Here is a 19062-nt window from a genome sequence, read left to right as displayed (position 1 = left end):
CATCCTGTCAGTTCATCAATGTAGACCGCTACGAGGGCGTTCCCATGAACATTCGTCCGGCATCACATGAAAAGCGTACAGATGGCCCCCTGGACCCCGACCGCAGGCACCTGCTCAAGTGCTCGGCGTGGGCGGGTGCCGGTGTCATCTGGGCATTGAGCGGCGGCATTCCCCGAGCGTTCGCCCTGGGCGAAGATGGCCAGGTGAAGGACCCGAAAGCGCTGGACAGCACCTTCCACTTCGTGCAAATCAGCGACTCGCACATCGGTTTCAACAAGGAAGCCAATCCCGAACCGCTGAAGACCTTGCAAGTCGCCATCGACAAAGTTATCGCACTGCCGAAAAGGCCTTCGCTGATCCTCCACACAGGCGACATCACCCATCTCTCCAAACCAGAGGAATTCGATACTGCCGCGTCTGTGCTCAAAGGCCTGCCTGCAAACGTCCACTACATACCAGGCGAGCACGACACACTTGATGAAGGTGGTGGCAAGCTCTACCTCGAGCGCTATGGCAAAGGCACCAAAGGCAATGGCTGGTACAGCTTCGACGACCACGGCGTGCACTTCATCGCGCTGGTCAACGTCTTCAACTTCCAGGCCGGCCATGAGGCCACGCTCGGTGCCGAGCAACTGGCCTGGCTGCAGGATGATTTAAAGGCGGTGAGCACCAGCACACCGGTTGTGGTGTTTACCCACATTCCATTGTGGACGATCTACCAGCCATGGGGCTGGGGCACCGAAGACGGCGATCAGGCCATCGCCATGCTGCGCAAATACGGTTCGGTGACGGTCCTCAATGGCCATATCCATCAGGTCATCCAGAAAGTCGAGGGCAACATCACCTTCCACACCGCACGCGGCACGGCTTACCCGCAACCCGCACCCGGAGTCGGGCCAGCACCGGGACCGATGACCGTGGCAGCCGATCAACTGCGCAACTACCTGGGGATTACCGAGGTCAAGGCGACGCAGGGCGATCATCCGTTGGCATTGATCGATTCAACACTCGTTTAGGGGAGGCGCTGAGATGAAGCATTTACTGCGGGTTCTGGCCTTGGGTTGGCTGATGGTGTCGATTCCTGCATGGGCGGAAGGGACCAAAATCGATATCAAGGAGTTCATGTTTGCTCCCAAGGACGTGACGGTAGCGGTGGGCACCAAAGTGACCTGGGTCAACGACGATCAAACGATCCATACGATTATGGAAACCCACAAGGTGTTCCATTCGCCGGCGCTCGACACCAACGACCAGTTTTCCTATCAGTTCAATACGCCGGGGACCTATGAATACTACTGCACGCTGCACCCGCAGATGATTGGGAAGATCATTGTCAGTGCGGCGAAGTGAGGGGAGGGGCGTTGTAACGCAGAAAAAAATGGGTGACTCCAGGGTTTGATAACGGTCAATCAAGTGAACGCAAAGTCCGAAACAGCAAAGATCTAATGTGGGAGATCGCAGCACAATCACCAACACGCAGAACCTGTGGCGAGGGGGCTTGCCCCCGCTGGGTCGCGAAGCGGCCCTAAAATCGGTGATCGCATTGCATCAGGAAAAATGCATCCGCCGATTTTATGACGGCTTCGTCCGAACGCGAACCGGCCGGCGGGGGCAAGCCCCCTCGCCACAAATGCCCGCCTGACCAAAGATTTACATTAACTGACGGGCATTAACGCGAGCCATGGCTGAACCATCCATTGGATAAACGAACCTGAACACTCAATGGCGAGCGCCAGATGCCGAATCAGGCGTGTCGAGGTGCTCCAGCGCCCGGTTCACCATCAACTCGGCCAGCACAGCCAACTGCTGAATCGCCAACGCCACGCTGCGACGCGAGCCTTCGAGTTCAAAGGCCAGATCGGTGGCCATGGCATTGAGCGAGGCGAGGGTTTCGGAGGTGTGGATCAGCAGGGTTTCGGTGTCGACGTCGGGGCTGATGGTGAAGAGACGGCTGATGGAGGCGGGGGGATTGGGGGTGATCTTTTTCATTGGCTTGTTCCTAAATTTAAATTGAGGAACTGCCAGCATCACTTCCACATGATGGGTGGCAGCTGTACGCGGGTGTGGAAGACCAGGGAAATCTAGGAACCCGGCGCACCCGAAAGTGCCCCGCGCACAGCCGCCATAATTTAACAGCAGGCAAGGGAAAAGCGCCTGCTTAAATTTTGCGGCGCTTGTGCGCTTAGATTTCGAGAAGGGCTTCCACACCCTTGTCGCTGATTTTGCAACGACAGGGGAAGGCTATCCGCGTGGTCCGTTCGACACAAGTTCACCAAAACCGCTACAGCATGCAGGAAATGTCCGAAGCCCGTGTTTCTGCTGATGATCCGGCTATCTCAGTGATTAATTTGTGCCCTGACGGCCTTGCGAGCGGTCTCAACGTGATTCGACAAGGTCTGTCGACTGTCGTCTTTGTTTACTGATGGATTTACTGATGGATTTACGGATGAAGCCACTGATGCCCCCTAAGCGCTCTATAAAAAACATACTGGCCGTAACCGCAATATCCATGTATCTCACTGGCTGTGTCGGGGTAGTGGTATCAATGCCAGAGAAAGAAAAAGAGCGCATCCCCTTGACCTACCAGAAAACAGACAGCGACCTGACCACGCGAGAGTGGTGTGGTATCACGCTATGGGCTGTCATTCTCCCCATTCCATTAAAGTTGCCTGTGTGCAAGCTTCACGCTGGACAATCCTGGGAGTCTCCATTTTATGCATGTGGCCCTCTTATGGTATTAGGGCCTATCGTTCATGGTTATCAGGGAAATGCACTGTGCGGAGTATTTCCTCAGTAAACGTTTGAAGGGGCGCCTCAACTGGCTAATCACAGCGCCCTTTGGATGGCTGGCAATATAAGTGGCACCACAAGCGGTTTTCATGCCGTCTAGTGTGACAACGACTCTTCTTACTGTGCAGGTGTTGCTGCCCTCGGCAACTCTTGGGGCCGTCGTGCGGGGTTCGGTGGGGCCAGCCGCTCAGCTCAGCGACGGCACATTAAGCGCGGCGCAGCACTCCTCAATCGACCTCCGCTGCGTATCGGCATACAACGCCAGCTCATCAATAGTCGACCGCCCCAGCGCTTGTTCAAACGCCTGCCGATTCGAATGCTCGCCATAGTGGGTTTGCGCGGCGTCACCCAGGTTCGACTGGAAGATCCCCGCTGCACTGACCGGCAGAAAATCTTCATACACCAGCGGCACTGCACGGATGTACTCGGCGTCGAGCAAGCCACGCAATGACGCGGACCCGAGTTCATCGCTATCAGCCGCCAGGCCTTTTTCGGTGACGAAGTAGCGGAAGTAGGCCAGACCCTGTTCGCGCATTTCGTTGTAGCTGTCCGGGAAGGCTTTGAAGTGCTCTTCCATCAGGCTGTTATAGCGCGCCGCGTTGGCTTCGTTGGGAAAGTCGTTGAGTGCGTCGCGGGCGGCGTTGAGCAAGCGGTCGTAGAGTGCGCGGCCTTCAGGCGTCAGCGCGGCGCCGCGTTGTTCGATTTCGCCGAAGCGGGCGCTGTGGCTGCCGAGAGCCTGTTGCTGATCGGTGAACGCAATCGGTTCGTCCAGCGCTTTGAAACTGGTCTGGCGCAGCAGGATCGGACACTGGCGGCGTGGTGGGCCTTCGATCACCGCTTTGGGGGTGATGCCGTATTCGGGCATTTTTGCCTGCACGATGTCGATGTCCAGCGTGCGCGGTGTCAGGTGGTTGATGTGCGGGCCTTTGAAGGCGACGACGTCGGCAATCAACCGATGCTGGGCGCTGAGTTGCTGGTATTGCGCGGCGGTGACGGTGGCGTGGTGGTGCCAGCGGAAGGTTTCCAGGGCCTGTTCGACGAAGTCCTCGGCTTGCTGCTCGTTGAGTCCGCCGTGTTGTTCGGCCTGCTCGATCAGCTTCAACGCCTGCGCGGTGAAGATCGAACGCTTGGCCAGCACCGATTCGGCAAACGCGCGCAGCTCGGGATTTTCGATCAGTTCCAGGCGCAGCAGCGAGGTAAACACCCGGAACGGGCTGACTTGCAACGACGCTTCATGCACGGCGCGGAACGCCGTGGAGTGCACCGGCACTCCGGCCGGCGTCAGGTCGTAATAGCCGACCGGCTGCATGCCCATCACCGCGAACAAGCGGCAGAGGGTCGCCAGCTCTTGCGCGGTGCCGACGCGGATCGCCCCGTGGCGTTCCAGGTCCAGGCGCTCGATTTCGCCTGTGCTGCGTAACTGTCGGGCAATCGCCGGATCGCTGTCGAGCACCTGGGCGTTGGTCTGCGCCACCAGTTCCATCAAGGCGCCGTACAGCGGCACTTCTTCGCGGTACATGTCTGACATCGCTCGCGAGAAGCGTTGGCGGATCAGGTCTGGGCTGACGACGTTGTGGTTGCTCATAAACACGAATCCCGGCGCAGTGACAGTGGAGTAGGCCGATTCTGTTCGGCACAGGCGACGCTGACAAACGAAGTTTCTTCTGAACTTCATTCTGCAAATGACTGCTGCGATCAACGCAATATCTGATCCACCAGCTCGATCCAGTGCCGGACTGGTGTCCGTCCGGCGCTGGCGAGGTGGCTCTGGCAACCGATGTTGGCGGTGACGATCAGCTCCGGCCGGCCGCTTTCCAGAGCGTTGAGCCTGTTGTCGCGCAGTTGCCGGGCGAGCACCGGTTGGGTCAATGAGTACGTCCCGGCCGAGCCACAGCACAAGTGACTGTCAGGCACGCTGGTGAGGTTGAAGCCGAGGCGGGTCAGTAGTTCTTCGACTGCACCGCCGAGTTTTAGCGCGTGCTGCAAGGTGCACGGGCAGTGGAAGGCAATTCGTCGTTCGGTGGCTGCGCACACTCGCTCCAAGGGTTCGTTGCGCAGGATCTCCACCAGGTCTTTGCTCATCTCGCTGATCCGTTTGGCTTTAGCCGCGTAGGCCGGATCGGTCTTGAGCAAATGCCCGTAATCCTTGATGAACGCACCGCAGCCGCTGGCGGTTTGCACGATGGCTTCGGCGCCGCTTTCCAGCGCGGGCCACCAGGCGTCGATGTTCTGGCGGGCGCGATTGAGTCCCTGTTCCTGAGCGTCGAGGTGATAGTCCAGCGCTCCGCAGCATCCGGCCTGGTGAACGCTGCTGACGCTTATCCCCAGTCGATCGAGCACCCGCGCCGCGGCGGCATTGGTGTTCGGTGACAAACCCGGTTGCACACAGCCTTCGAGCATCAGCACTTTTCGCGCATGCACCGTGGTTGGCCAATTTCCCGCTGGCGGCACGTCGCGTGGCAGTTTGGCTTCGAGGTCACGCGGCATCAGTGGCCGGAAGGTTGCACCGATCTGCAACAAGGCTTTGAACAGTCCGGGGTTCGGCGCCGTCGCCCGCAAGCCCTGGCGCAACACGCGCTGGGCCGCCGAGCGCGGCACCGCCTGATCGACCACGGCGCGGCCGATGTCCAGCAGGTTGTGATAATCAACCCCGGAAGGGCAGGTGGTTTCGCAGGCGCGGCACGACAGGCAGCGGTCCAGGTGCAATTGGGTCTGGGCAGTGGCGGGGTTACCTTCGAGCACTTGCTTGATCAGGTAGATCCGCCCTCGTGGGCCGTCCAGTTCATCGCCGAGCAACTGATAGGTCGGACACGTGGCGTTGCAGAACCCGCAGTGCACGCAGGTGCGCAGAATGCTTTCGGCTTCTGCCGCGCGGGGCAGGCGTTTGGCCTGATCGCTGAGGGTGGTCTGCATGCTTCAGAACTCCGCGTACATCCGGCCAGGGTTGAACAACCCCTGAGGGTCGAGTTGGGCCTTGAGCTGTTGGTGATAGCGCAACAGCGCTGGCGCCAACGGCTGGAACGGCGTGTCGCTGACGCCGTGGCTATAACAGGTGGCATGGCCGCCCAGGTCCGCGGCCAGCGACTGGATGCCCGGCGCCTCGGATTTCAACCAGCGTTGCGCGCCGGCCCAGTCGATCAGCTGTTCGCCGGGCAGTGTCAGCGGGCCGATGTTGTTCGGCAATGACAGACGCCACAACGGCAGCCCTTCATCGAAAAATGCCAGCTGTTGTTCATTCAGCGCTTCCCAGTATTGAGCGTCCAGCACCTCGCCACCCAGTCGCTGACGAGCGGCGCTGACCGAACCTTCGCCGCCCTCCAGCCGCAGGTGCAATTGCCGGCCGTCATGGCACGCCGCGCTGATGGGCAGCGGTTGCTGGCCCCACTCGGCGAGTTTGCTCAAGGCGTGGGCGCTGTCGAGCTCCAGGCTGATGCTCAGGCACTGGCGCGGTTTGGGCAGGACCTTGAGCGAGACTTCGGTGATCACGCCGAGGCAACCGAAGCTGCCGGTCAACAACCGCGACAGGTCATAACCGGCGACGTTTTTCATCACCTTACCGCCAAAGCGCAGCTGTTTACCGTTGCCGGTGATCAGCCGGGTGCCGAGCACAAAGTCACGCACCGAACCGGCCCACGGGCGACGCGGGCCTGACAATCCGCACGCGATCATGCCGCCGACCGTGGCGCCTTCACCGAAGGAGGGCGGTTCACAAGGGAGCATTTGCCCGGCCGCATCCAGCGCCGCCAACAACTCCCTCAGCGGAGTGCCGCAGCGAGCGGTGATCACCAGTTCGGTCGGGTCATAGCTGACGATGCCGCGATGGACGCGGGTGTCGAGCACCTCGCCAGCCACCTCACGACCGAGGAAGGCCTTGCTGCTGGCGCCTTGAATGCGCAGCGGCGTGGCGTTCTCCCGGGCCTGGTTGATCTGTTCCAGTAACTCGGCGCTGGCGTCCCGGTCCTGTTCGGTGCGCATCAGAAACGCTCCAGGTCGGGGAACGGCAGTTGCCCGCCGTGGACGTGCATGGCACCGAACTCGGCGCAGCGGTGCAGGGTGGGAATGTTCTTGCCGGGATTGAGCAGGCCTTTGGCGTCGAACGCGATTTTGATTGCGTGAAACACCGTCAGCTCGTCGCTGTTGAACTGCGCGCACATCTGATTGATTTTCTCGCGGCCGACACCGTGCTCGCCGGTGATGCTGCCGCCAACCTTGACGCAGAGTTCGAGAATTTTCCCGCCGAGGGCTTCGGTGCGTTCCAGCTCGCCGGGCTGGTTGGCGTCGAACAGGATCAGCGGGTGCATGTTGCCGTCACCGGCGTGAAACACGTTGGCAACTCGCAAGCCGTATTCACTGGCGAGTTCGGCAATCCCCTTGAGCACCCGAGGCAACTCGCATCGCGGGATGGTGCCGTCCATGCAGTAGTAGTCCGGCGACAAGCGCCCGATCGCCGGGAACGCCGCTTTGCGTCCGGCCCAGAATTTAACCCGTTCCGCCTCGTCGCGGGCCTGGCGCACTTCACTGGCACCGGCCCGTTCCAGCACCGCGCGAACACGCAGGCAATCATCGCGTACATCGGCTTCGACGCCATCGAGTTCACACAGCAGGATCGCCTCGGCGTCCACCGGGTAACCGGCGTGAACGAAGTCTTCGGCGGCGCGCAAGGCCAGGTTGTCCATCATCTCCAGACCTGCGGGGATGATCCCGGCGGCGATGATCTCGGCCACGGCGCCTCCGGCTTTTTCCACGGAGTCGAAACTCGCCAGTAGCACCTTGGCCGCCTGTGGTTTGGGCAGCAGTTTGACCGTGACTTCAGTGATGATGCCCAGCAATCCCTCGGAACCGTTGAACAGCGCCAACAGGTCGAACCCTGCGGAGTCCAGCGCGTCCGAGCCCAAGGTCAGGTGTTCGCCTTCGATCGTCAGTACTTCCAGTTTCAGCACATTGTGGACGGTCAGGCCGTATTTCAGGCAGTGCACGCCACCGGCGTTTTCCGCGACATTGCCGCCAATCGAGCAGGCGATTTGCGAGGACGGGTCCGGCGCGTAATACAGGCCAAGCGGTGCGACGGCCTGGGAAATCGCCAGGTTGCGCACTCCCGGCTGAACCCGTGCGGTGCGGGCGGCGGGGTCGATGTGGAGGATCTGGTTGAAGCGCGCCATCACCAGCAGCACGCCTTTTTCCAACGGCAGCGCACCTCCGGACAACCCGGTGCCGGCACCACGCGCCACCACGGGCACCCGATGGGCATGGCAGAGTTTGAGCACGGCCTGAACCTGCTCGAAATAACGCGGCAGTAGCACCAGCATTGGCGTGGTTCGATAGGCCGAGAGCCCGTCGCACTCGTAGGGTTTGAGCTCTTCTTCGCGGTAGAGAATGTCCAGCTCCGGCAGCTGCTCGCGCAAGGCGTTGAGCAAGGCATCCTTGTCGACCGGAGGCAGGGCACCGTCAATGCGTTCGTCGTAGAGAATGTTCATCAGATGACAAGCCTCGTAGCAGCTGCCGAAGGCTGCGTTCGGCTCGGGCTGCGTTCAGACGTAGCAGTCGCAAAATGGTGGACTCGATTGTGTCAGGCATACCAAGTCACTCCTGTTTACGACTGCTACGCCCGAGCGCGGACCGAGCCGAACGCAGCCTTCGGCAGCTGCTACAGAGGTGTGTTCAAGCCCGGGTTCTTTGTCATTTATAGTCAAAATTTCGACAGTGGGCCTGCCGACAGGGCTATTTCGGGCCGCCAAGCGGTGATGGCTATTTGATTGCGCCCTGATAGACTTCCAGACATCCCTGTCTGAGTTACTCGTAGTTTCAGGTCAGTAGTGAAGAGGAGCTTTGTCCCCTTATGCACCATAACGGAGGAAAGGGACTTTCACTGGCACGGAGGCTTTACACATCGCGAATCCTGGGAATGGTCCTGGGCCTGCTCTGCGTGGGCGCGGCGATCATTCCACTCAAACCGCCGCATTGGCTGCTGGCGCTGATGCTGTTCAACGGCCTTATCTGGCCGCACCTGGCCTATCAATGGGCGCGCCGCTCGCCTATGCCTTATCACGCCGAACACCGCAATATTCTGATCGACGCGTTCATGGGCGGATTCTGGGTCGCTGCCATCCAGTTCAATCCCTTGCCCAGCACTGCCACGTTGTCAATGATGGCGATGAACAACGTCGCCATTGGAGGCCTGCGTTTTCTGCTTGTCGGCACGGTGGCTCAGTTGCTGGGCATGGGTGTCGGGCTGCTGATCTTCTTTCCGGTGATCATCGCGCAAACCAGCCCTGTTCAGTTGTATGCCTGTTTGCCGTTGCTGACGTTTTACCCCTTGGTGTTGGGCTGGATCTGCTTTCGTCAGGCCCACACGCTGGGCAAGCACAAACGCGAACTGTTGGCCCTGAGTCGCACCGACAGCCTCACCGGGCTGTTGAACCACGGCGCCTGGAAAGATGCTCTGGAAGTCGAGTTCCAGCGTTGTCAGCGCCAGCAGCGGGGCGGTGCGATTGCCTTGATCGACATTGACCACTTCAAAACCATCAACGACACCTACGGCCATGTGGCTGGCGATATCGTGTTGCGTCAGTTGAGCAAAATCCTCAAGCAAAACCTGCGCGCCAGCGATGTGGCCGGGCGTTATGGCGGCGACGAGTTTTGCGTGATCCTGCCCGACGTGCCACTGGCCCACGCCGCCCAGGCGATGGACGCCTTGCGCGATCGGTTTTCGGGGGTGGGTTACGAGCAGAATCCGGCGTTGAAAGTCAGCCTGAGCATCGGCCTGGCTGCGTTCGACCCGATGCACACTGAAGCCCTGCAATGGCTCAACGATGCCGATGAGGCGCTGTATGCGGCCAAGACTACCGGGCGTAACCGGGTGATTTGTCATGCCGATGGGCTGGTGCAGCGGGTGGCGATGGGGTTGGTTTGAGGTTTAGCGGTGTTGCAGATGTCGTCTTCGCGGGCAAGCCTTGCTCCTACGGTTCGGGGGCGGCGGATATTGATGATTGATGCAGATTGTGTAGGAGCAAGGCTTGCCCGCGATGGCGGTCTCACGGATGCCATTATTGGCGAGCCAGGCGCCTACACGTCAGGTGGAGGTCTTCAGGTAATCGGCGTACTGACGAACGCCGGCAGCTGTTCGGCGTAGGCGGTGAACGCGCGGATTTTCGGGAATTGCGCGTCACTGACCTGATCCGGCACCACCAGATTGGTGAAGCTCCAGGCCACGGCGAGGGTGATGCCCGCCTGGTCGAGGGAACCGTCGGTCTTCAGTGGCTGCTTGACCAGTTCCTGTTCCAGCGCCGAATACGCCGCCAGCAACTGCCCGCCGACGCGTTCCAGCCACGGTTCATGCTGTTTCTCGGCAGGTCGCAAAGTGCGCTCGTAATAGATCTGCACCGACTTCTCGCAAGCCGCCAGGGCCAGGCCGATCAGCCGCAATGCACGCACGCGCTGGTCCAGTTGCGCGGGCATCAGGCTCTTGTCCGGTCCGCTCAAGGCTTCCAGGTAGTCGATGATCAAGGTCGAATCCATCAGCACTTCGCCGTTGTCCAGCACCAGCGTCGGGGCCTTGACCACCGGGTTGATCTGCTGGAACCGCGCAAAGTGCCGGAACACCGACACCGAGGCGTGCTCGAATGGGATGTCCAGCGATTTCAGGCTAATGGCGACGCGTCTTACATAAGGTGAATCGAGCATTCCGATCAGCTTCATGTACAGCTCCTTTGATAATGCATAGACAGTGCGCCGCCAATTTAGCGGTAAACCCATGACCTTCGCCAGTGCACTCGGGCTCAGCCGCTATGCTTGAGAGTCTAGGTACCCGGATGTTTCTGGAGGTCTGTCATGCCAGCCGAAAAAACTGCGCTCGTCCTTGCCGGTGGCGGCAGCCTCGGTGCGGTTCAGGTCGGCATGTTGCAGGCGCTGGTCGAAGCGGGCGTGTCGTTCGATATGGTGATCGGTGCCTCGGTCGGCGCCATCAACGGTGCGTACTTCGCTGCGCGCCCGAACGCTCAAGGGGTGGCCGAGCTGGCGGACTTCTGGCGTGGTTTGCGCAAGGCCGATGTGTTTCCGTTTTCGCTACTCGATAGCCTGTCGGCGATTTTTCGGCGCAGGGGCTTTCTGTTGCAGTCTGCGGCGCTGGAACATCTGGTGCGGCGGGCGTTGCCCTTCAAGCAGATCGAAGACACCGAGTTGCCGCTGCACATCGTCACCACCAATTTGCTTACCGGCGCCGAAGAACTGCTGTCCAGCGGCAGTGCCGAGCAGGCGTTGCTGGCCAGCGCGGCGATTCCATTGGTGTTTCCGTGTGTGCAGATCGGCGGCAAGCTGTTGATCGACGGTGGCGTGGCCAGCAATACGCCGATCGCCAGTGCGGTGTACCTGGGCGCGACGCGGGTTGTCGTGGTGCCGACCGGATTCGGTTGTGACTGCCCCAGTCCGCCCTCAGGGCTGGTGGCGTTGGCGCTGCACACCTTGAACCTGATGAGCATGCGCCAGCTGGTGCGCGACATTGAACTGTATTCACCGCGAGCGGCGATCCACGTGGTCGCGCCGCTGTGTCCGCTGGGGATCTCGGTGTTCGATTTCACCCAGACCGATCAACTGCTGCAGCGCGCTTATCAGTCGACCCAGGCCTGGATCGAAAGCGGCGGGCTGAATCGCGCCGGGGTGCCGGGCTCATTGCAGGCCCACACCCATCATGGCGCTGAGGGTCAGTCCTCGAACCCGACCTGCTCGTGAATCTCATCCATCTTCAGCTCCAGGCGATAGGCCACGGCGATGAACAGCGCCTGGCACAGGCACAAGGTTGCACTCAAGGAGCGGAACGCAAACGAAGAACCTTCATTGACCAGCAGCACTGTGTTCGCCCGTTTGGCCAGTGGTGACAGGTTGCTGTCGGTGATGATCAGGGTTTTCGCCTGATGGTGCTGGGCGATGCGCAGGCAATGCTGGGTTTCCTTGCCGTAGGGCGTGAAGCTGATGGCGATCACCAGGTCATTGGCCCGCACGCTGCGCATTTGCTCGCGGTAGCTGCCGCCCAGTCCCGAGACCAGGTGAATACGCTTGTTGGTGTGTTGCAGGTTGTACACCAGGTAATCGGCCACCGCGAACGAGCGGCGCACCCCGACCACGTAGATGTTGTCGGCATTCACCACCAGGTCCACGGCTTTCTCGAAGGACTGGTCATCCAGCTCCAGGCCCAGGCGTTCGATGCCTGACAGCGTGGCGTTGATGCACTCGCGCGCCAGGTCGCCGCCGCTGGCCTTCTGCGATTTGTTGGCGATCATGCTGCGAATGCGCTGCTGGTAGTTCTGCACCGGCGTGGTCTTGTGGGTGTACGCCTCGCGGAACAACGCCTGCATTTCGCTGAAACCGCTGAAACCAAAGCGCTGGGAGAAACGCACGATGGCCGAAGGGTGTACTTCGCATTCGCGCGCGATGTCGCTGATGCGGTCGACCATGATCCGGTCGCTCTGCTGGCTCATGTAGCTGGCGATGCGTTTGAGCTGCCGCGGCAGGCTTTCGTATTCGTTGGTGATCAGCTGCAGCAAGCGTTCGGCATTGATCGGGGGGCTGGCGAGGTCGCTTTGCGGCGTGGTCTCGGCGGTAGCCGGCTGATCGGTGCGGGACATAGATAATCCTTCTGGCTTGTTCTTATTGGGCCGCTCGGTGAAGCGTTGCCCATGACAATAGGTTGGCTGTGCGCAGTCTACAGGGTAGGCGTGAATAAAATCTTGAGCCGTGGGTCAGCCGGACACGTGCTGAAACGATGCACAGTGTCTGGAGCGGTTCTGTAAAAGTTTATTGGAAAAAATATTCCACGTAAAAATTTATTGGAATAAATATTGATTTGTGGGCGCCACACGTTTTAGTCTGCATCCACCAAGAGTGTTCGGCGCCACCGTCGCCCCGAACGCAGGCTGATAAAAATAACAGGAGCCAGCATGGGCCAGACTCGTTTTGCCAGTGGGCGTCAATTGGATCTGATTTGCCTCGGGCGCCTTGGCGTCGATCTCTATGCACAGCAAGTCGGTGCACGGCTGGAGGATGTCGCAAGCTTCGCCAAATACCTCGGAGGTTCGTCCGCCAACATCGCCTTCGGCACGGCCCGGTTGGGGCTGAAGTCGGCCATGCTCAGCCGGGTGGGGGACGACCACATGGGGCGTTTCCTGGTTGAATCCCTGGCCCGTGAAGGCTGCGACGTCAGCGGCATCAAGGTCGATCCGGAGCGCCTCACCGCCATGGTTTTGTTGGGCCTCAAGGACCGCGAAACCTTTCCGTTGGTGTTCTACCGCGAAAACTGTGCCGACATGGCCCTGCGTGCCGAAGACATCAGCGAAGCCTTTATCGCCTCCAGCAAAGCCTTGCTGATCACCGGCACGCATTTCTCTACCGACGGCGTCTACAAGGCGAGCATCCAGGCGCTGGAGTACGCTGAAAAGCACAACGTCAAACGCGTTCTCGACATTGATTACCGGCCGGTTCTTTGGGGCTTGGCGGGCAAGGCGGATGGCGAAACCCGTTTCGTCGCCGACCAGCAGGTCAGCCAGCACGTACAGAAAATCCTCCCGCGTTTCGACCTGATCGTCGGCACCGAAGAGGAGTTCCTGATTGCCGGTGGCAGCGAGGATTTGTTGAGCGCACTGCGCAACGTCCGTCGTCTGACAGCGGCGACCCTGGTGGTCAAGCTCGGGCCGCAAGGCTGCACGGTGATTCACGGGGTGATTCCGGTTCGTCTCGAAGACGGCGCGATCTATCCCGGTGTGCGGGTCGAAGTGCTCAATGTGCTCGGCGCTGGCGATGCGTTCATGTCGGGCTTCCTCAGTGGCTGGCTGGAGGATGCCAGCGATGAGCGCTGCTGCCAGTTGGCCAACGCCTGCGGTGGCCTGGTGGTTTCTCGCCACGCCTGCGCCCCGGCGATGCCGACCCGCGCCGAACTGGATTATCTGTTCAACAGCCCGGTGCCGATCACCCGGCCGGACCAGGACGCCGTGTTGCAACGTCTGCATCAGGTCAGCGTGCCGCGCAAAACCTGGAAGCAGTTGTTCATCTTTGCCTTCGACCATCGCGGGCAATTGGTGGAACTGGCGCAAAAGGGCGGTCGCGAACTGAGCAGCATCGGCGAGCTCAAGCAGTTGTTCATCAAAGCCGTGGAGCGGGTCGAAGCGGATCTGCGTCGGCAGGGTATCGAGGCGGATGTCGGTCTGCTGGCTGACCAGCGTTTCGGCCAGGACTCGCTGAATGCCGCCACCGGTCGCGGCTGGTGGGTGGCGCGTCCGGTGGAGGTGCAAGGTTCACGGCCACTGGCCTTCGAACATGGTCGTTCGATTGGCAGCAACCTGATCGCCTGGCCGCAGGAACAAATCATCAAGTGCCTGGTGCAATTTCACCCCGACGACGAACCGCTGCTGCGTCTGGAACAGGAAGCGCAGATCAAGGGGTTGTATCAGGCAGCGCAGGTCAGCGGCCATGAGTTGCTGCTGGAAATCATCCCGCCCAAGGATCACCCGTCAGCGCATCCGGACGTGCTCTATCGCGCGATCAAACGCCTGTACAACCTGGGCATTTTCCCGGCCTGGTGGAAGATCGAGGCGCAAAGCAGCGAGGAGTGGAAACAGCTCGACGAGCTGATCCAGGAGCGCGACCCCTATTGCCGAGGCGTGGTGCTGCTGGGGCTGAATGCACCGGCCGCAACGCTGGCCGAAGGCTTTGCACAAGCGAGCCAGAGCAAAACCTGTCGCGGGTTTGCAGTCGGCCGGACGATTTTCCAGGAGCCGAGCCGAGCGTGGCTGGCCGGTGAGATCGATGACGAAGCGCTGATCCAGAGAGTACAGGGCACGTTTGTCGAACTGATCAATGCCTGGCGCACAGCCCGCAGCTGACGAAGATTTTGTGGCGACGGGCTTGTTGTGGCGAGGGAGCTTGCTCCCGCTCGGCTGCGAAGCAGTCGTAAAACCTGTAGACGTGGTTTACCTGTTGCACTGTGCTGCCAGGTTTGGGCCTGCTTCGCAGTCCAGCGGGAGCAAGCTCCCTCGCCACAAGTGTTCGGTCGACACTTTCAGCGTTTATTTAGAAAACAATAAAAGGTGCAGCCATGCCCGCTATCCGAATTGGCATCAACCCGATTTCCTGGAGCAACGACGATCTGCCGGCCCTCGGTGGGGAAACGCCGCTGAGCACTGCCCTGAGCGAAGGCAAGGACATCGGCTACGAAGGTTTTGAACTCAACGGCAAGTTCCCCAAGGACGCCAAAGGGGTCGGTGATGTGCTGCGGCCTTACGATCTGGCGCTGGTCTCGGGCTGGTATTCCAGCCGCCTGGCGCGGCGTTCGGTGGCTGAAGAAATCGAGGCCATTGGCAGCCATGTCGAGTTGCTGGCGAAAAATGGCGCCAAGGTGCTGGTCTACGGCGAAGTCGCCGATTCGATTCAGGGCCAACGGATTCCGCTGGTCGAACGCCCGCGTTTTCACACCGAGCAGGCCTGGCAGGAATACGCCGACAAGCTCACCGAGCTGGCACGTTTCACCCTGTCCCAAGGCGTGCGTCTGGCGTATCACCACCACATGGGCGCGTATGTCGAATCGCCGGCAGACATCGATAAGCTGATGTCCCTGACCGGCAGCGAAGTCGGCCTGCTGTTCGATTCGGGCCATTGCTACATGGGTGGCGGCGAACCGCTCGAGGTGCTGCGCAAGCACATCGGGCGCATCTGCCACGTGCATTTCAAGGACGTACGCAAACCGGTGGTGCAACTGGCGCGCAACAATCTCTGGAGCTTCCCGGACTGCATCATCAACGGCACGTTCACCGTGCCGGGCGACGGTGATATCGACTTTGCCGCGCTGCTCGACGTATTGCTGGCCGCCGATTATCACGGCTGGCTGGTGGTCGAGGCCGAGCAGGATCCGGCCGTCGCGCCGAGCTATGTCTATGCCAAGAAAGGTTACGAGACCTTGCGCGCCTTGCTCGATCAGAGGATCGGACAATGAGCCTGCTGGTCAAGAGCAGCGCCAAGGGCCGGACCTTGGTCGAGTTACCCGCCGGAGCGCTGGAATACGTTGGTTTCAGCGCCTACCGCCTGAGCCTCGGCGAAACCTTGCCGGTCAGCGCGGGCGATAAAGAACTGTGCCTGGTGCTGCTCAGCGGTCGGGTTGATGTCAGCGGTGAGGCTCCAGGGCAGGGCGCGTTCAACTGGGACAACATCGGCGACCGCCAATCGGTGTTCGAAGATAAATCACCGTTCGCCGTTTACCTGCCACCTGGCAGTCAGGCGCAGATAGTCGCACTCAGCGATGTACAGATTGCCGTGTGCGCTGCTCCCGGTTCGGCGTCGGCAGGCATCGGTCCACGGCTGATAACCCCCGACAGCATGAAGCGCAGCGTGCGCGGCAAGGGCGCCAATACCCGTTACGTCTGCGACATCCTGCCCGACACCGAGCCTGCGCATTCACTGCTGGTGGTGGAAGTGCGTACGCCGTCCGGGCATTCGTCGAGCTACCCGCCGCACAAGCACGACACCGACAACCTGCCACACCAAAGCTTTCTCGAAGAGACCTATTACCACCAGGTCAACCCGCCGCAAGGCTTCGTTTTTCAGCGGGTCTACACCGATGACCGTTCTATCGATCAGGCCATGGCCGTGGAAAACAGCGATCTGGTGGTGGTGCCCAAGGGCTATCACCCGGTCAGCGTGCCTTACGGCTACGAGTCGTATTACCTGAATGTCATGGCCGGCCCGAAACGGGTCTGGCAGTTCCACAACGATCCGCAGCACAGCTGGCTGCTGGACCTCTGAATTCTGAAGACGCACTGGAGAACAAAAACAATGAGTGATGCCAAGGTTATCGGCCACTACCTCAACGGCCAGGTGCAGGACACTGGCAGTGAGCGCTTCAGCAATGTCTTCAATCCGGCCACTGGCGCGATTCAGGCGCGGGTCGGGCTGGCCAGCCAGCAGACCGTCGATGAAGCCGTGGCTTCGGCGCTGCGGGCGTTTCCGGCCTGGTCCGAGCAATCGTCGCTGCGCCGCTCGCGGGTGATGTTCAAGTTCAAGGAACTGCTCGACCGTCATCACAATGAGCTGGCAGAAATCATCAGCCGCGAACACGGCAAAGTTTTTTCCGACGCCAAGGGTGAAGTCACTCGTGGTATCGAGATCGTCGAGTACGCCTGCGGTGCGCCGAACCTGCTGAAAACCGAATTCAGCGACAACATCGGTGGTGGCATCGACAACTGGAATCTGCGTCAACCGTTGGGCGTTTGTGCCGGGGTCACGCCATTCAACTTCCCCGTGATGGTGCCGCTGTGGATGATTCCGCTGGCGCTGGTCACCGGCAATTGTTTCATCCTCAAACCTTCGGAGCGTGATCCGTCGGCCAGTTTGCTGATGGCGCGCCTGCTCACTGAAGCCGGTTTGCCGGACGGTGTGTTCAACGTGGTGCAGGGCGACAAGAGCGCCGTCGATGCGTTGCTGCAGCACCCGGATATCGAAGCCATTTCGTTTGTCGGTTCGACGCCGATTGCCGAGTACATCCACCAGCAAGCCACGGCCCGTGGCAAACGCGTGCAAGCGCTGGGCGGGGCGAAGAACCACATGATCGTGATGCCCGACGCCGATCTGGATCAGGCCGCCGATGCGTTGATTGGCGCTGCATTCGGCTCGGCCGGCGAACGCTGCATGGCGATCTCGATTGCCGTGGCGGTAGGCGACGTTGGCGACAAACTGATTGCCAAATTGCTGCCGCGCATCGATCAGTTGAAGGTCGGCAACGGTATGCAGGGCGACAGCGACATGGGGCCGCTGGTTACCGCCGAGCACAAGGCCAAGGTCGAAGGCTTCATCGATCAAGGCGTGGCCCAGGGCGCCCAGCTGATTGTCGATGGCCGCGGCTTCAAGGTGCCGGGTGCGGAGAATGGTTTCTTTGTCGGTGCAACGCTGTTCGACAAGGTCACGACCGAGATGAGCATCTACCAGCAGGAAATCTTCGGTCCGGTACTGGGCATCGTTCGGGTGCCAGATTTCGCCAGCGCCGTGGCGCTGATCAACGCCCATGAGTTTGGCAACGGCGTGTCGTGCTTCACCAGCGATGGCGGGATTGCCCGGGCGTTTGCCCGCACCATCAAGGTCGGCATGGTCGGCATCAACGTACCGATTCCGGTGCCCATGGCCTGGCACTCGTTTGGTGGCTGGAAGCGTTCGTTGTTCGGTGATCACCATGCCTACGGTGAAGAAGGCATTCGTTTCTACAGCCGCTACAAAAGCGTCATGCAGCGCTGGCCGGACAGCATCGCCAAAGGCCCTGAGTTCAGCATGCCCACTGCCAAATAAACACCTTGAGTGCGGAGAACAAGAATAATGAGCCAGCCCCTGCGTTTCGCCCTGAACCGTATGGTTGCCCCACGTTTGTCGCTGCCGGAATTCATTGAGCTGGCGGTAGCCCTGAAAGCCGACGCCATCGAGATCCGCAACGACCTCAAGGGCATCGAAATCGAAGACGGTACGCCGCCCGAGCGTGTGCGCCAGTTGTGCCGGGCCAACGGGATCAGCGTGCTGTCGATCAACGCGCTGTACCCGTTCGATGTGTGGAACGACGAGCGCCGCGCACACGCCCTGAAACTCGCCGCCTATGCCCGCGATTGCGGCGCGCAAGGGTTGGTGATGTGCCCGCTGAATGATCGCGCCGACCCGCGCAATGAAGCTGAACGCAGCGCTGGCTTGCGTACTGCGTTGAGCGAACTGGCGCCAATCCTGCGCGAATACGGGATTCTCGGTTTCATCGAACCGCTGGGTTTCGAAGAGTGTTCACTGCGGCGCAAACGCACCGCAGTGGATGCGATCAAGTCCATTGGCGGGCTGGATGTGTTCCGTCTGGTGCATGACACCTTTCACCATCATCTGGCTAGTGAACACGAGTTCTTTCCTGAGCTGACCGGGCTGGTGCACATCTCGGGCGTCGAGGACGCGCAAGCGCCGCTGACGTCTATCCGCGATGGGCATCGGGTGCTGGTGGGCGAGGGCGACATCCTCGGCAACGCAGCGCAGATCGATACCTTACTCAGCACCGGCTACAGCGGCTACCTGTCGTTCGAGCCGTTTGCCGACAGCGTGCACGGGCTGACGGATATCCGCCAGGCAATCGGCGCAAGCATGGATCACCTGCAGAAATCCCTGAGCTGACTAGCCCCCTGTAGGAGCAAGGCTTGCCCGCGATGAACGATGACGCGGTGTATCAGAAACACCGAGGCGCCTTTATCGCGGGCAAGCCTTGCTCCTGCAGAGACAGTGTCG

16 protein-coding genes are annotated in these 19062 nt (G+C 60.5%); 9 read left to right on the top strand and 7 right to left on the bottom strand.

The features are described from left to right. Nucleotides 1-44 precede the first annotated feature (44 nt). Together AC1RJ3_RS09385 and AC1RJ3_RS09380 are read left to right on the top strand one after the other, a co-directional pair. Nucleotides 45-1016: a metallophosphoesterase family protein gene (locus tag AC1RJ3_RS09385; RefSeq protein WP_493078569.1), complete on the top strand. Its 972-nt coding sequence runs from the start codon at nucleotides 45-47 to the stop codon at nucleotides 1014-1016. 13 nt (nucleotides 1017-1029) lie between these two features. Next, nucleotides 1030-1350 (top strand): cupredoxin domain-containing protein, encoded by a 321-nt coding sequence (locus AC1RJ3_RS09380; protein WP_103315171.1) that lies wholly within the window; start codon nucleotides 1030-1032, stop codon nucleotides 1348-1350. 369 nt (nucleotides 1351-1719) lie between these two features. Here the strand turns inward: AC1RJ3_RS09380 and AC1RJ3_RS09375 are convergent, their stop codons facing one another. From AC1RJ3_RS09375 to glcD, 5 genes are all read right to left on the bottom strand, one after another. After that, a complete protein-coding gene (locus AC1RJ3_RS09375) occupies nucleotides 1720-2028 on the bottom strand; it encodes a DUF6124 family protein (RefSeq protein WP_493078650.1) in 309 nt (102 codons plus the stop codon). Nucleotides 2029-2977: 949 nt separating this feature from the next. After that, nucleotides 2978-4375 carry a 2-oxoadipate dioxygenase/decarboxylase HglS gene (gene hglS, locus AC1RJ3_RS09370; protein ID WP_493078567.1) on the bottom strand — a complete coding sequence of 466 codons (1398 nt, stop codon included), beginning with the start codon at nucleotides 4373-4375 and terminating at the stop codon, nucleotides 2978-2980. 110 nt (nucleotides 4376-4485) lie between these two features. Beyond that, nucleotides 4486-5703: a glycolate oxidase subunit GlcF gene (gene glcF, locus AC1RJ3_RS09365; protein ID WP_493078565.1), complete on the bottom strand. Its 1218-nt coding sequence runs from the start codon at nucleotides 5701-5703 to the stop codon at nucleotides 4486-4488. A 3-nt stretch (nucleotides 5704-5706) separates the two neighbouring features. Continuing rightward, nucleotides 5707-6765 (bottom strand): glycolate oxidase subunit GlcE, encoded by a 1059-nt coding sequence (gene glcE, locus AC1RJ3_RS09360; protein WP_493078563.1) that lies wholly within the window; start codon nucleotides 6763-6765, stop codon nucleotides 5707-5709. Beyond that, on the bottom strand, nucleotides 6765-8264 hold the full coding sequence (gene glcD, locus AC1RJ3_RS09355) for a glycolate oxidase subunit GlcD (protein WP_493078561.1): 1500 nt from the start codon (nucleotides 8262-8264) through the stop codon (nucleotides 6765-6767). The genes glcE and glcD overlap by 1 nt, the downstream gene beginning before the upstream one ends. A gap of 362 nt (nucleotides 8265-8626) precedes the next feature. Here glcD and AC1RJ3_RS09350 point away from each other — a divergent pair, with 362 nt between their 5' ends. Next, entirely contained in the window at nucleotides 8627-9700 is a 1074-nt protein-coding gene (locus AC1RJ3_RS09350) for a diguanylate cyclase (protein WP_054596728.1), read from the top strand. Nucleotides 9701-9873: 173 nt separating this feature from the next. Here AC1RJ3_RS09350 and AC1RJ3_RS09345 read toward each other — a convergent pair whose 3' ends face one another. Continuing rightward, nucleotides 9874-10485 carry a glutathione S-transferase gene (locus AC1RJ3_RS09345; RefSeq protein WP_493078559.1) on the bottom strand — a complete coding sequence of 204 codons (612 nt, stop codon included), beginning with the start codon at nucleotides 10483-10485 and terminating at the stop codon, nucleotides 9874-9876. 132 nt (nucleotides 10486-10617) lie between these two features. Here AC1RJ3_RS09345 and AC1RJ3_RS09340 point away from each other — a divergent pair, with 132 nt between their 5' ends. Then, nucleotides 10618-11514, top strand: coding sequence for a patatin-like phospholipase family protein (locus AC1RJ3_RS09340; protein WP_493078557.1), 897 nt, complete (start codon nucleotides 10618-10620; stop codon nucleotides 11512-11514). Here AC1RJ3_RS09340 and AC1RJ3_RS09335 read toward each other — a convergent pair. After that, complete coding sequence (locus tag AC1RJ3_RS09335; protein ID WP_054596731.1) at nucleotides 11487-12407, bottom strand: MurR/RpiR family transcriptional regulator; 921 nt, start codon at nucleotides 12405-12407, stop codon at nucleotides 11487-11489. The two genes, AC1RJ3_RS09340 and AC1RJ3_RS09335, sit on opposite strands and share 28 nt — an antisense overlap. A 312-nt stretch (nucleotides 12408-12719) precedes the next feature. On the opposite strand from AC1RJ3_RS09335, the gene AC1RJ3_RS09330 reads away from it, so the two are divergent. From AC1RJ3_RS09330 to AC1RJ3_RS09310, 5 genes are all read left to right on the top strand, one after another. Then, the gene (locus AC1RJ3_RS09330) at nucleotides 12720-14657 is read left to right on the top strand and encodes a bifunctional 5-dehydro-2-deoxygluconokinase/5-dehydro-2-deoxyphosphogluconate aldolase (protein ID WP_493078555.1); all 1938 of its coding nucleotides are present in this window, start codon (nucleotides 12720-12722) and stop codon (nucleotides 14655-14657) included. A gap of 212 nt (nucleotides 14658-14869) precedes the next feature. After that, the gene (iolE, locus tag AC1RJ3_RS09325) at nucleotides 14870-15763 is read left to right on the top strand and encodes a myo-inosose-2 dehydratase (RefSeq protein ID WP_103315179.1); all 894 of its coding nucleotides are present in this window, start codon (nucleotides 14870-14872) and stop codon (nucleotides 15761-15763) included. Next, nucleotides 15760-16569 carry a 5-deoxy-glucuronate isomerase gene (gene iolB, locus AC1RJ3_RS09320; protein ID WP_103315180.1) on the top strand — a complete coding sequence of 270 codons (810 nt, stop codon included), beginning with the start codon at nucleotides 15760-15762 and terminating at the stop codon, nucleotides 16567-16569. Before iolE ends, iolB begins: the two co-directional genes overlap by 4 nt. Before the next feature lie 30 nt (nucleotides 16570-16599). Next, nucleotides 16600-18102 carry a CoA-acylating methylmalonate-semialdehyde dehydrogenase gene (locus AC1RJ3_RS09315; protein ID WP_347929623.1) on the top strand — a complete coding sequence of 501 codons (1503 nt, stop codon included), beginning with the start codon at nucleotides 16600-16602 and terminating at the stop codon, nucleotides 18100-18102. 27 nt (nucleotides 18103-18129) lie between these two features. Then, entirely contained in the window at nucleotides 18130-18951 is an 822-nt protein-coding gene (locus tag AC1RJ3_RS09310) for a TIM barrel protein (protein ID WP_493078552.1), read from the top strand. The last annotated feature ends 111 nt before the right edge of the window (nucleotides 18952-19062 follow it).

It is taken from the genome of Pseudomonas sp. GW822-FHT04C11, from assembly GCF_058800905.1.
This window is presented reverse-complemented; position numbering and strand designations above follow the sequence as displayed.